Source organism: Nocardia sp. CA-290969, from assembly GCF_050936135.1.
Taxonomy (GTDB): Bacteria; Actinomycetota; Actinomycetes; order Mycobacteriales; family Mycobacteriaceae; genus Nocardia.
Genome location: NZ_JBNJNJ010000001.1, coordinates 202,843 through 215,954 on the forward strand (window position 1 = coordinate 202,843; position 13,112 = coordinate 215,954).

9 protein-coding genes are annotated in these 13,112 nt (G+C 67.9%); 2 read left to right on the top strand and 7 right to left on the bottom strand.

Translation table 11 applies throughout. The annotated features are described in order from the left end of the window. The first annotated feature begins 21 nt into the window (after nucleotides 1-21). Complete coding sequence (locus ACQEVO_RS01110; protein WP_432907822.1) at nucleotides 22-1,500, top strand: MDR family MFS transporter; 1,479 nt, start codon at nucleotides 22-24, stop codon at nucleotides 1,498-1,500. Between the two features lie 686 nt (nucleotides 1,501-2,186). On the opposite strand, the gene ACQEVO_RS01115 is transcribed toward ACQEVO_RS01110, so the two are convergent. From ACQEVO_RS01115 to ACQEVO_RS01130, 4 genes are all read right to left on the bottom strand, one after another. Beyond that, nucleotides 2,187-3,980 carry an AMP-dependent synthetase/ligase gene (locus tag ACQEVO_RS01115; protein WP_432922206.1) on the bottom strand — a complete coding sequence of 598 codons (1,794 nt, stop codon included), beginning with the start codon at nucleotides 3,978-3,980 and terminating at the stop codon, nucleotides 2,187-2,189. A gap of 125 nt (nucleotides 3,981-4,105) precedes the next feature. Continuing rightward, nucleotides 4,106-5,029, bottom strand: a complete 924-nt coding sequence (locus ACQEVO_RS01120) for an alpha/beta hydrolase (protein WP_432907825.1) — start codon at nucleotides 5,027-5,029, stop codon at nucleotides 4,106-4,108. A 17-nt stretch (nucleotides 5,030-5,046) separates the two neighbouring features. Next, complete coding sequence (locus ACQEVO_RS01125) at nucleotides 5,047-5,877, bottom strand: SDR family NAD(P)-dependent oxidoreductase (protein ID WP_432907826.1); 831 nt, start codon at nucleotides 5,875-5,877, stop codon at nucleotides 5,047-5,049. After that, complete coding sequence (locus ACQEVO_RS01130; RefSeq protein WP_432907828.1) at nucleotides 5,874-7,421, bottom strand: flavin-containing monooxygenase; 1,548 nt, start codon at nucleotides 7,419-7,421, stop codon at nucleotides 5,874-5,876. Before ACQEVO_RS01130 ends, ACQEVO_RS01125 begins: the two co-directional genes overlap by 4 nt. Before the next feature lie 68 nt (nucleotides 7,422-7,489). On the opposite strand from ACQEVO_RS01130, the gene ACQEVO_RS01135 reads away from it, so the two are divergent. Further along, nucleotides 7,490-8,122 carry a TetR/AcrR family transcriptional regulator gene (locus tag ACQEVO_RS01135; RefSeq protein WP_432907831.1) on the top strand — a complete coding sequence of 211 codons (633 nt, stop codon included), beginning with the start codon at nucleotides 7,490-7,492 and terminating at the stop codon, nucleotides 8,120-8,122. A gap of 49 nt (nucleotides 8,123-8,171) precedes the next feature. On the opposite strand, the gene ACQEVO_RS01140 is transcribed toward ACQEVO_RS01135, so the two are convergent. From ACQEVO_RS01140 to ACQEVO_RS01150, 3 genes are read right to left on the bottom strand one after another with little or no spacing between them, the layout of a single operon-like run. Then, nucleotides 8,172-9,884: an ABC transporter ATP-binding protein gene (locus ACQEVO_RS01140; protein ID WP_432907834.1), complete on the bottom strand. Its 1,713-nt coding sequence runs from the start codon at nucleotides 9,882-9,884 to the stop codon at nucleotides 8,172-8,174. Continuing rightward, nucleotides 9,881-11,671, bottom strand: coding sequence for an ABC transporter ATP-binding protein (locus ACQEVO_RS01145; protein ID WP_432907837.1), 1,791 nt, complete (start codon nucleotides 11,669-11,671; stop codon nucleotides 9,881-9,883). Before ACQEVO_RS01145 ends, ACQEVO_RS01140 begins: the two co-directional genes overlap by 4 nt. Beyond that, nucleotides 11,668-12,735 carry an alpha/beta hydrolase fold domain-containing protein gene (locus ACQEVO_RS01150; protein ID WP_432907839.1) on the bottom strand — a complete coding sequence of 356 codons (1,068 nt, stop codon included), beginning with the start codon at nucleotides 12,733-12,735 and terminating at the stop codon, nucleotides 11,668-11,670. The genes ACQEVO_RS01145 and ACQEVO_RS01150 overlap by 4 nt, the downstream gene beginning before the upstream one ends. Nucleotides 12,736-13,112: the final 377 nt, after the last annotated feature.

Genomic DNA, 13,112 nt, shown 5'->3' on the forward strand with positions numbered 1-13,112 from the left:
GCCGGGACAGGAATGGAATCAATGCCCACTCAACGTAATCCGTGGCTGGCCTTGGGGGCCCTCGTCGTCGGGTTCTTCATGATCCTGCTCGATGTGACCATCGTGGCTGTCGCCAACCCGGCGATCATGACCGATCTGCATGCCGATATCTCCGCGGTCATCTGGGTGACCAGCGCCTATCTGCTCACCTACGCGGTCCCGCTGTTGATCACCGGACGGCTGGGCGACCGGTTCGGTCCCAAGAACATCTACCTGATCGGCCTGACCGTGTTCACCCTCGCCTCGCTGTGGTGCGGGCTCTCCGGTGATATCGAAACGCTGATCGCGGCCCGCGCGGTGCAGGGGCTGGGCGCCGCGCTGATGACCCCGCAGACCATGGCGGTGATCACCCGGACCTTCCCGCCGGACGGTCGCGGCGCGGCGATGGGCCTGTGGGGCGCTGTCGCCGGGCTGGCGACCCTGATCGGCCCGATCCTGGGCGGGGTGCTGGTCGACGGTCTCGGCTGGGAATGGATCTTCATCGTCAACGTGCCGGTGGGTGTCGTGGCATTCGCGCTCGCGGCCTGGCTGGTGCCGTCCCTGCCGACCCATGAGCACAAGTTCGACTGGCTGGGTGTGGTGCTGAGCGCGGCCGGCATGTTCCTGCTGGTGTTCGGGATCCAGGAGGGCAATGCCCGCGATTGGTCGGCGGTGATCTGGGTGATGATCCTCGCGGGTGTCGTGGTGCTCGCGGTGTTCGTAGTGACCCAGGCCCGTGGTTCGGGGGAGCCGTTGCTGCCACTGGGGCTTTTCCGCGACCGCAATTTCTCGCTGTCGAATCTGGCCATCGCCAGTATGGGCGCATCGGTCACCGCCGTGATGGTGCCGATCTACTTCTACCTCCAGGCCGTGCACGGTATGACGCCCACTCGTTCGGCACTGGTGCTCGCCCCGATGGCGATCATCTCCGGTATCGCCGCTCCGGTGGTGGGCAAACTGTCCGGCCGCTGGCATCCCCGCCTCATCCCGACCATCGGGTTCCTGTTGTTCGCGATCTCCACTGCCTGGCTTGCCCTGGTGATGCGCGACCCGCATGCGAACATCACCTGGATGGTGCTCGCGGGCGCTGTCGCCGGCCTGTCCAACTCGTTCATCTGGGCGCCACTGGCGACCACCGCCACCCATAATCTGCCGATCCATCAGGCCGGCGCGGGCGCCGGGGTCTACAACACGACCCGCCAGGTGGGTTCGGTGCTCGGCAGTGCGGCGATCAGTGCCTTGATCGCAGCCCGGATGACCGCCGAGGGACTGGGCGATGCCCCGGCCGGTGAAGGCATGGGAACCGGTCAGGTCCCCGAAGTGGTGCGCCAGGCGTTCAGTTCGGCGCTGAGCGCGGCGACGTTCCTGCCGGCCACGCTGTTGCTGATCGGTGCGGTGGCCTCGGCGCTGTTCATCCGTAACCCCGTGGCGCGCCCGCCCGGCCCGGCGGATGCACTCGAGGTGAACTCGCTGACCCGTTGATTCGCCGGCCTGATCGGGCTCTGGGCCGGTGGCCGCTGCCTTGCTCCCGCAGGTACAGAAGACGGAGCCGTTCGCCCCTCAGCGCGGGTTCGCGGAGTCCGAGCCGGGCCCGCGATCCAGTGTGTCGAGGTAGCGACGGTGGCCGGTGCGACAACGACCGAGTTGCCCGCCCGGAGTTCGCCCACCAGTGAGTTCAGCGCCTGCTGGGCGGCCCCCGGCGTGGAACGGTCGATGAACAGCGCACCGACCGCTTTCAGCAGCGGGTCGAAGAGCGGATATCGCTGCCCCCCGCATCCCGCCGCCCGCGACGGTCGACGCAACCTTCGCACCGTCACTGCGCTCGCCCGGTTTACTGCCGCTGTCCCGCCGCCGGCGCAGAATGTCCAGTACAGGATGGTCGAGGTTCCAGTAGTTTTCGATGTCGACTCCCGACTCCCGCCCGGTATTCACCACACTGCGGGTGAATTATTCCGTGCGCCATCGGGTTTCCCACGCTGAAGCAGGATAGGTTCACCGTCGGTTGAGGTAGCCCGGCGCGGCACCACCTACCGGCAACGCGCCCAGCGGCCATCGGCGCGTCAGCAGGATATCGAGGGGTCTCATACCCTCGAAATCGAACGTGCTCCGCGGCGGCGCCGAGTCCTACGAAACTCCGCGCCGCCGGAGGTGGTGCAAATGAACACAGCTCAGCTGTAGATCTTCTCTACCTCGTCGCCGTACTGCTTCATCACGACGGCGCGCTTCAGCGACATCTTCGGGGTGAGCTCGCCGGTTTCCTGGGTCCAGTCCACGGTGAGGATATTGATCTTCTTGATCTGTTCCGCCTTGGAAACCTTCTTGTTGGTTTCGGCGACGGCTTCCTCCACCTCGGCGATCAGCGCCGGGTTCTTGACCAGTTCCGCGATATCGACGTCGGCGGCGACGTTGTTGCGTTCCTTCCAGCCCGGCAGTGCCTCCGGGTCGAGGGTGATCAGCGCGCCGATGAACGGTTTGCTGTCACCGACGACCATCACCTGGCTGATCAGCGGATGGGCGCGCAGCGAATCCTCGAGCACCGCGGGGGAGACGTTCTTACCGCCGGCGGTGACGATGATTTCCTTCTTGCGGCCGGTGATGGAGATGAAACCGTCCGCGTCGATCGCGCCGAGATCGCCGGTCTTGAACCAGCCGTCTTCGAACGCGTCCGCGGTGGCTTCGGCATTACCCCAGTAGCCGCCGAACACCACCGAACCGCGGAGCAGCAGTTCGCCGTCTTCGGCGATCTTGGCGGCATGGCCCTCGATCGGCCGGCCGACCGAGCCCACGCGGATGTGTTCCGGGGTGTTGACCGAGATGGCGGCCGTGGTTTCGGTGAGGCCGTAGCCCTCGTAGATCGTGACGCCGATACCGCGGAAGAAATGTCCCAGCCGGGCACCCAGCGGCCCGCCGCCGGAGACCGCGGCCTGGCAGCTGCCGCCGAGCGCGGCGCGCAGTTTGCCGTAGACCAGTTTGTCGAACAGCGCCCGCTTGGCCTGCAGCACCAGGCCGGGTTTGCCCTTCTCCAGGGCCTCGCTGTATTCGATCGCGGTGGCGGCGGCGGCGTCGAAGATCTTGCCCTTGCCCTCGTCGTGCGCCTTCTGCTTGGCCGCGTTGTAGACCTTTTCGAACACGCGCGGTACCGAGAGCACGAAGTCCGGCTTGTGTTCGGCGAACTGCTGCACCAGGGTGCTCCAGTCCGAGGTGTGCGCGACGGTCACCTTCGCGTCGAACGCCGCCAGCCCCACGGCGCGGGCGAAAACATGCGCCAGCGGCAGGAACATCAGCGTCTTCTTACCGGGCGAGAGGAACGAGGCCAGCGCGATCCGGTCGGAGCGGGATTCGGCCCACAGGTTGGCGTGGGTCAGCATGACGCCCTTGGGCCGGCCGGTGGTGCCGGAGGTATAGATCAGGGTGGCGGGGGACGCGGCGTCGACCTGGGCGCGGCGATCGTGCACGGCCTGGTCGTCGAGTCCGGCGCCGCGTTCGATCAGCGTATCGATGGCTGCGGAGTCGATCTGCAGGGTTTCGCGCAGCTGCGGCAGTTCGGCCGGGTCGATTTCGGCGATCACGTCGCGATGCTTGTCGTTCTCCACGACCAGCAGCACGGTGGCCGAATCCTGCAGGATCCAGCGCGCCTGTTCGGCCGAGGAGCTGTCGTAGATGGCGACGGTGCAGCCGCCGGCCGCCCAGATGGCGTAGTCGAGCAGCGCCCACTCGTAGCGGGTGGCGGCCATGATGGCGACGCGGTCGCCCAGTTCGATACCGGAGGCGATCAGGCCTTTGGCGACGTCGGTGACCGACTTCGCGAACTCCGCCGCCCGCACGTCGCGCCAGCCGCCCCGGCCGTCGGGGACGTTGAACATGACCGCGGTGGGGGATTCCTTCGCGTGCCGGAACACGCTGTCGGAATTGTTCGCGTCCTCCGGGATGGTGTAGGAAGCCGGGGCTTCGAACTCGCGCATCATTGCCTTTCCCTGTTTGCTAACTGGTCGGTAATTTACGCCACCGGCGACATCCGGCGGCGGGCCACCCGTGAATGCGCAGGAGTTCGCGGTGTGGCCCGGGCTGACGAGTTCCGATCAGGTAATCATCCTAGGTCGCTCGCCGGTTGCTGATCCATGGCTTGCCGCAGGAAACCGGCCATTTCGGTCAGCACGGCGGCCGCGGGACCGACCAGCGCGGCCTGGAGCTGGGCGACATGCCAGAGCCCGCGGCTCTCGGTGAACTCGACCGTGACCCCGGCGGCCCGCAGCGCGGCGGTGAGATCGACGCACTGCGGGTGCAGCAGCTCGTCGACGTCGGCCTGGATGTAGACCGGCGGCAATCCCGCCAGCACCCCGTGCAGCGGGGCGTACCCGGGATCGTTGCAATCGCCGGTGCCCAGGTAGGCCGCGGCACAGGCCCGCGACCAGGGTCCGTTCACCACCAGGTCGCGGGGGCGTTCGGACAACTCGTTCGGATCCACCCAGGGTGCGATCAGCCCGAGCGCGGCCGGCGTGTACCGATGCCGGGCGATCAGCCGCTGGGCCAGGGCCAGGGACAACCCGCCGCCCGCCGAATCGCCGGCGATCGCGATCCGGTCCGGGCGGTAGCCGTACTCGGTGACCAGTTCCAGGAACGCGGCCTCGGCGTCGTCGAGCGCCGCGGGGTAGGGGTGTTCGGGAGCCAGCCGGTAGTCGATCGCGTAGACCGGTACACCGGTCGCGGCGGCGAGGCGGCCGTTCAGCGACCGGTGGGTGGCCAGCGAACCGACGGTGTATCCGCCGCCGTGCAGGTAGAGCACGGCGGCGGGGTCGGTATCGGCGGGGTTGCGCGGGGCGAGCCGTTCGGCGGGCCGGCCACCGAGCCGCAGTTTCTCCACCCGGACACCCGGGTGTACCGGTTGCAGGACGGAGGCGGCGTCGATCAGGGCTCGCTGCGCCCGGAACGGCATCCGGTGATCGAACGACAACCGGTACAGCGGCGCCATGAATGCCCGCACCAGCGGTAGCGGGAGCGCGATATCTCGCATATCGGTCTTTCTCGCGATCAGGGCAGGAAACGGCGTTCGACGGCCACCGCGATGCGCTGGTACCCGGAGGCGGCGGTGCGGACGAACAGGTCCAGCAGTTTGGCCTCCCAGCCGATCAGCACCCGGCCGCGACCCTTGCGGACACCGTCGACAATGGTCTCCGCCGCCATTTCCGGGCTGTGCATGGCGAGGTATTTGTCGAATTTCGAGCTGGCGTCCGCGCCGTCGATATCCTCGCTGTAGGTGGCATTACGCGCGACCGCGGTCTTGATCCCACCGGGATGGACGCAGGTGACCTTGACCGGCGCCTTCTCCACCAGCATTTCCTGCCGCAGCGCCTCGGTGAATCCGCGGACCGCGAATTTGGCCGAGTTGTAGGCGGCCTGGCCGGGCACGGCGATCAGGCCGAACAGGCTGGAAACGTTGACGACGTGACCGTCACCGGATTCCAGCAGGTAGGGCAGGAACGCTTTGGTCCCGTTCACCACACCCCAGAAATCGACATCCATGATGCGTTCGATGTCTTTGAAATCGGTTTTCACGACATCGCCGTGATGGGCGATACCGGCGTTGTTGTAGATCTGGTGCACCACACCGAAATGCTGTTTCACCGCGTCGGCGTACAGCAGGACGGCCTCGCGCTCGGCGACGTTGAGCCGGTCCGATTTCACCTCGGCGCCCAGCTGTTCGCAGCGGCGCACGGTTTCGGCCAGGCCCTCGGTGTCGATATCGGACAGCGCGAGTTTCGCGCCGCGCCGGGCGAGGTTCACGGCCAGCGCCCGGCCGATCCCGGAGCCGGCCCCGGTGATCACACAAACCTTGTTACGGAAATAAGCGTCGTTGCTCACGGTGCTGCTACCACTTTCAGATCGGGACGTGCAGGGGCGTCGGCCGCCGTGGTCGTATCGTAGGCGGCGATATCGAACTTCCTTGTGATCCGGCGGAATTCGAAGGTGAAGTCCGGCCACAGCGTGGTGTTGTTGCCGTGTTTGTCGAGGTACCAGCTGGCGCAGCCGCCGGTGTTCCAGACGCTGCGGGCCAGTTTGCGCTGCAGATCGGCGTTGAAGGCGTCCTGCGCGTCGCGGCGGACTTCGACAGTGCGCAGGTTGCGCTGTTCGAAGGTGGCCAGGGCGTCGGCGATGTAGTTGATCTGCGATTCGATCATGTACACCATCGAGGTGTGGCCGAGCCCGACATTCGGGCCGAGCAGGAAGAACAGATTCGGGTAGTTGGCGATCGCCGAACCCTTGTAGCCCTGCTGGCCGATCTCCTCGAAGACCTCCGCGAGGCTGCGGCCGTCGCGGCCGAAAATGGTCTGGTAGGTGGGGGAATCGGTGACATGGAACCCGGTCGCGACCACGATGGCGTCCACCTCGCGTTCGGTCCCGTCCTTGGTGACGATGGAGTTCGCGCGGATCTCGGCGATACCGTCGGTGACCACGTCGACATTGTCGCGATCCAGCGCCGGGTAGTACTCGTTGGAGATCAGCATGCGCTTGCAGCCGATCCGGTAATCCGGGGTGACCTTCTTACGCAGTTCGGGGTCACGGATCTCGAACTGCAGCTTGGCCTTGGACAGCGCCTCGAACCCGCGCATCAGCGCCGGGAATTTCGCCAGGCCCACCACCTGGGTTTCGCGGAGGGCGTAGATGGCGGCCCGGGACAGTCGCTGCGCACCGGGGATGTGTTTGAAGGCGAGCCGCTCCGGCAGGGTGTAGGGCCGGTCGAGCCGGGGGAGCAGCCACGGCGCGGTGCGCTGGTAGACGTCGAGGTGGGACACCTTCCCGGCGATGGCCGGCACGATCTGGATGGCCGAGGCGCCGGTGCCGATGACGGCGACGCGTTTGCCGGTGAGATCGGAATCGTGGTTCCAGCGGGCGGAGTGGAAGATCTCGCCCTCGTAGCTGTTGATGCCCTTGATATCGGGCAGGTTGGGTTCGCACAGCGCGCCGACCGCGGAGACCACGGTATCGGCGGTGAAATCGCCCTTGCTGGTGGTGATTTCCCAGCGGGCGGCGTCGGCGTTCCAGCGCGCGCTGGTGACATCGCAGTCGAACAGATGCTTATCGCGCACGTTGTACTTGTCGGCGACGCTGCGGATATAGGCCTGGATCTCGCCCTGCCGGGAGAACGAGCGCGACCAGTCCGGGTTCAGTGCGAACGAGTACGAGTACAGATGCGAAGGCACATCGCAGGCGGCGCCCGGATAGGTGTTGTCCCGCCAGGTGCCGCCGACATCGCTGCCGCGTTCGAGCACCAGGAAATCATCCCGGCCCTGCTGGGTCAGCCGGATGGCAAGGCCGAGGCCGGCGAAACCGCTGCCGATGATGATCGTCCGCAGGTGGCGGGCGGTCTGGTTGGCGACAGCATTGTCTGTAACCTTGCGACTCATGTACCCCAGACTAAGGCTCTATTGAGCCGGAGTCAACAGTATTGAGCAGCGTTCAGTAGGATGAATTCGTGAGCACGAGTCCGCAGGAAACCGCCAAACGCGTCCGCTTGAGCCCGGACGAGCGGAGGACGCAGCTGATCACCCTCGGCGTGAAAATGCTCGGCGAACGCGCCATCGAGGATATTTCGGTCAGTGAAATCGCAGCTCAGGCCGGTATCTCCCGCGGACTGCTGTTCCACTATTTCCCCACCAAACAAGCCTTTCAGCTGGCGGTGGTGCAACAGGCGAATGCGGAACTGCTGGTGCGAGTCGTACCCGACCCCACGCTGGGCCTGGCGGATATGCTGCGCGATTCGGTGGGCCGCTATGTCGACTACGTGAGCGAGAACCGCACCTCATACGTGGCGCTACTGCGCGGCCCCACCAGCTCCGATCCCGACCTGGCGGACATGGTGGCACAAACCCGGCGCGCGATCGTCGACATCATCCTCTCCCAGGTGCCACTCTCCGATGAGGAGCGCGCAGATCCCCGCCTGCTGCTGGCGGTCCGGGGCTGGGTCGCGTTCACCGAGGAAACCACACTGTCCTGGCTGAGCGAAGAAACGATTACCCGAGACGACCTGATCGACCTGCTGGTGGAGTCGCTGCTGGCGCTGTCGACGGCGGTGAACCCGGCCCTCGCCGCAGCACTCAGGTCCTGAACTGCCGAGGTGGGGACTCACCGGCTGCCCGGTGAGTCCCCACCGGTCGTCACCCCTCGACCGGTGTCATCGCGAGGGCCCAGAACTCCGCGTACCGGCCGCCCGCGCGCAGCAGCTCGTCGTGACTGCCGTCCTCCACGACCCGGCCGCGGTCGAGGAAGACGACGCGATCGGCACGCCGGACCGTCCGCAGCCGGTGCGCGACCAGGACCACTGTCCGGCCTGCCATCAGGCGTTCGATTCCCTCGTGGACCGCGGCCTCGTTCACCGGGTCCAGGGCCGACGTCACCTCGTCCAGGAGGACGATCGGTGCATCCTTCAGCAGCGCCCGGGCGATCGAGACCCGCTGGCGTTCACCGCCGGAGAGCCGGGCACCGCCTTCGCCGACGTTCGTGCTCCAGCCCGCGGGTAGCCGGTCGATCACCTCGTCGAGCTGTGCGGCGGTCGCCGCCGCGCGCACCTCGGCGTCCGTCGCGCCGGGCCGGCCCAGGCGGATATTTTCCTCGAGGGTGCCGTCGAAGAGGTAGACATCCTGGAAGACGATGGCGAACCGGTCCATCAGCACCTCGGTATCGATCGAGCGCACATCCACGCCGCCCACCCGCACGGCGCCCGACTCCACGTCGTAGAACCGGGCGAGCAGCTGCAGCAGCGTGCTCTTACCCGCACCCGACGGGCCGACGATCGCCAGTCGCTGCCCCTGCGGCACGGCCAGCGAGACGTTCTCGAGTACCGTCCGGTCGCCGTGGGTGAAGGTGACCGATTCGAACGCAAGATCATGGTGCCGCGGCCGGACCGGTGCCGCCGGTTCCGGTAGCGGTTCGGTGCGCAGGACGGCGTCGAGCCGGGACAGTTCGGCCCTGGCAGCACGTAACTGCCCGCCCATCTCGGCCAGCGCCAGCAGCGGATCCGCGCAGCGGGCGGCCAGGACGAGGACCGCCAGGAGTTCGGCCGCGCCGATCTCGCCGCCCAGGGCGAGGTAGGCGCCCAGCGCCAGCATGGCGGTGAACGTCGCCTGCACGACCAGGGTCAGGCCCACGATGCCGCCCAGCGCCGACCGGATGTACCCGCGGGACGCGCGTTCGGCCTCGTGCAATGCGTCGTCGAGCATCCGGAAACGTTCGCCGGTCCGGCCGCCGGCCCGCAGCACCGGCTGGGCCTGCAGGTATTCGATAACCCGCCCGGCGGCCTCCTGGTCGCGGGCATGGCGTTCGGCATCACCCGCCGCCAGTGCGCGGCCGGTGCGGCGCTGCACCAGTACGACGAGCGGAACCGCGGCCAGTGCTACCAGCGCGAGCCGCCAATCGAAGACGAACAGCACCGCGACGATCGTCAGCGGGGTGACCGTGGCCGAGATCAGCGGCGCCAACTGGTGCGCGATCACGCTCATCGCCTGCAGCACACCGCGACCGGCCAGTATCGAGATCTCCCCGACCCGGTCGGCGGTGTACCAGCCGATCGGCAGCCGGGCGAGATGGTCGCCCAGCCGGTGGTAGACGCCGCGCAGCAGCGTGGTCCCGGCGCGGAATCCGGCCAGATCGCTGCGATAACGCAGCACCGCGAACACCGCGACCGCCGCACCGAACGCGACCAGCCACGGCCGGGCGTCCCCGGGGCCAGGGCCGAACAGTGCCCGCAGCACCGGGACCAGCAAGACATAGGACAGCCCCTCGGCCACGGCCGCCGTTGTCATCAGGGCAATGGTGCGGCGCACCGGCCGGGCGAACGACTGCCCCAGCACCCGCAGCAGCATCCGGATCATCGCTGGCTCCTCGGCACTCGATACGACCGCCAGAACGCGGCGAATTCCCCGTCCCGGTCCAGTAATTCGGTGGGGGTGCCCTGTTCGGCGATCACCCCGTCCGCCAGCAGCACGACCGTGTCGGCATCGGCGATCGTCTCCCGGCGATGAGCGATGACCAGCATCGTCCGATCGCCCCGGTCGGTCATCAGGTTCTGCCGCACGGCCGCTTCGGTCTGCGGGTCCGCGAACGACGTCGCCTCGTCGAGCACCAGGACGGGGGTATCGGCCAGCAGTGCCCGGGCGATCGAAATGCGCTGGGCTTCACCACCGGAGAGGCCCGCATCCACGCCGAGCACGGTGTCGTAGCCGTGCGGCAGTTCCAGAATCCGGTCGTGGATACCGGCCCGCCGGGCGGCGTGTACCACCTCGTCCCGACCGGCCCGTGGCACGGCCAGGGCGATGTTCTCGGCGACGGAAGCGCGGAGCAGCCGCACGTCCTGGAAGACGAAGGAGACCATCCGGTAGAGGTCGCCGGCGGCCAGTTCACGCAGATCCACCCCGCCCAGCCGCACCGTCCCGGCGGCTGGATCGAAGAATCGCGGCAGCAGCTGGACCAGTGTCGACTTCCCGCTGCCCGACGGTCCGACGACCGCGGTGACCGTGCCCGGTTCGAGCACCAGATCGATACCACGCAGCACTTCGTGCCCGGCCTCGTAGCCGAACCGCACCCCGCGCAATTCCACGCGGTGCCCCTGTGGTGCGACCGGATTTTCCGGTTGCGGAAGCGGTGGCTCGGCGAGTACCTCGCGGATCCGGCCGACCGCGCGGCCCGCGGCCTGCATATCGTCGAAACCGTGCCCCAGCGCCGCCACCGGAGCCGTCAATCCCAGGCCGAGCAGCAGGAACGGCAGCAGATCGGCCGGGGGCATACCGCCGGACGTGATCAGCAGCGCCCCGCCGATCAATACGATCAGCAGTACGAACGGCGGCGACACCACCACCTGCATCGCGGCGCCGATCGCGGCGAGACCGCGCACCATCCGCAGGAAGATATCGGCGAAATCGTCCGCCGCGGTGAGGAACCGGCGGTGGGCGCGACCGGATTCGCCGAAGGCTTTGACCACCGCGATACCGCGGACGAACTCCAGCACCGAATCCGCGATCCGGCCCTGCGCGTTGTCGAAGGCCCGCTGTTCGCGCACTCGGGTGGGGGTCATCATCAGCGGAACCAGTGCGACGGCCAGCACCACCGGAATCAGCGCGATCAGGGTGAGCCGCCAGTCGACGGTGAACAGGTAGATCAGGGCGACGAGCGGCACCACGAACGCCGAGACGAGTTCGCCCGGGGTATGCGCGATGAAGGGGTGTACCGCACTCACATCCTCCCCGGCCACTTTCGCCAGCTCACCGGTCCGGCGGCGGGAGAACCAGCCGATCGGTACCCGGCCCAGCCGTTGGGCCAGCAGCCGGCGCAGCGACAGCTGGATCCGGGTGTCGAGCAGATGCCCGATAGCCGAGGACGCGCCGGTGAATACGAGCCGCACCAGCAGGCCGAGCGCGCCCCCCAGCACCACCAGCCATACGTGTGTCTCGTCGACCGGCCCGGGTGACAGCAAGGTGCGGCCCAGCTCGACCACCGCCAGTAACGGCGCGAGACCCGCGACCGCGCCGATGATCTGCGTAACCACCACCGCGGCGAAACCCCATCCGTGGCCGCGAAGTAATTCCGTAACTCCGGGTTCCCTCGGGGAATCGGTGCCCGCCGGGGTGACGGACCGGTTCGCGGCCGTAGCGGTGACGGTCATCGCCGCGCCTCCCCGGCCGAACCCGGTACGGCCGCGGCGTCGCCGGTCTGCGCCTGCCCAGGGCCGGCCGCCCGGGATTTCCCGCGTTCCGGTTTTGCGGGGACGGCCCGCCCCAGTCGGCTGCGTAGGTGCGCGAGAATCTCGGCGCGGGCGGGCCCGGCGGCGGGGACCGCCCCGGGCATGCTCAGAAAGGCATGTGTCGCTTCGGGATAACGTCGCAGCGTCACTTCGACCCCGGCGCAGCGCAGGCGGTCGGCGTAGGCGGCGGACTGGTCTTCCAGGGGATCCAAACCGGCCGCGACGATGAGCGCCGGTGCCACCCCCTTCAGGTTTTCGCTGTACATCGGCGAGATCGCCCGGCGATCGAAGGATTCGGGGACCGCGAGACGGGGGACCGCACGGCATTCGGCCGGGGACGCCGTCGGGCTGTCCGCGTTCTCCGTGAACGAGGGGTATTCGAATGCGCGCTCGGTCCAGTCGAGCTGGGGATTGATCAAGATTTGCGCTCGGAGTCCGGGGCCGAGTTCGGCGGCCCGGATGGCGGTGAGGGCCGCGAGCGTGGCCCCCGCACTGGAACCCAGCAGGGCGATCCGGTGCCGATCCGCACCCCATCGTGCGGCGAGCTCGGCCAGCCGGGGGACGGCCTCGTAGGCGTCCTGTACCGGAACTGGCACGGGATGTTCGGGTGCCAGCCGGTAGTCGAGCGAGACGACCACGGCCGGAGAGCGCGCGGCCAGATGGGTGAGCAGCCAATCGTCCTGATCAGGTGTGCCCTGGATGAGACCGCCACCGTGGAAGGCGATCACCAGCGGCAGCGGCGAGCTTTCCCGTTCGGGCCGGTACACGCGCAGGCTCAGCCGCCGCCCGGGTAGGTCGAGGGTGTCACCGGTGATCCGGGCCGCGCGATCGGGCCGGCCGGTGAGTGGCCGCAGCAGCACCGAGCCGCGCAAACGGTCCTGCGCCGCACGGTGTTCGACGAACTGCTCCGGGGTCACCGAATCCCAATCCGGCGTCGGCCGCAGTTTGCTCAGGATACGTATTCGGAGTGGAACTCTGCCTCGCATGATCTGCCTTTCGTGCCGCGCCGACCGGGCCGGTGGCTTCGATCGGGGAGCGCCGGATCTCGCCGGACCGCCCGGGAGTCTTGGCTCCTCCGTCGATACTCACCTTCGACCCCCACGGCCCGCGTCCGGCGATGATCGTCGCCGGCTACGTGAATCCGTGTACCGCAGATACTTTCGGCTACGTTCGGCTGCGTAACCGGCTGCGCCGACAGTCCGTCCGGATCGGCCGGCTGCTGCCACGGTGTGCGCTGCACTGAATCCGGTGTTGATCACCGGGTCCGTCAGGGCTCCACCGAAACCGCCACTGGCACCGACGCATCCGTCCGGCGACCGGCTCTCTTCGGGCGCCCGGCTCTGGACTGGTCGGCGCACCCAGG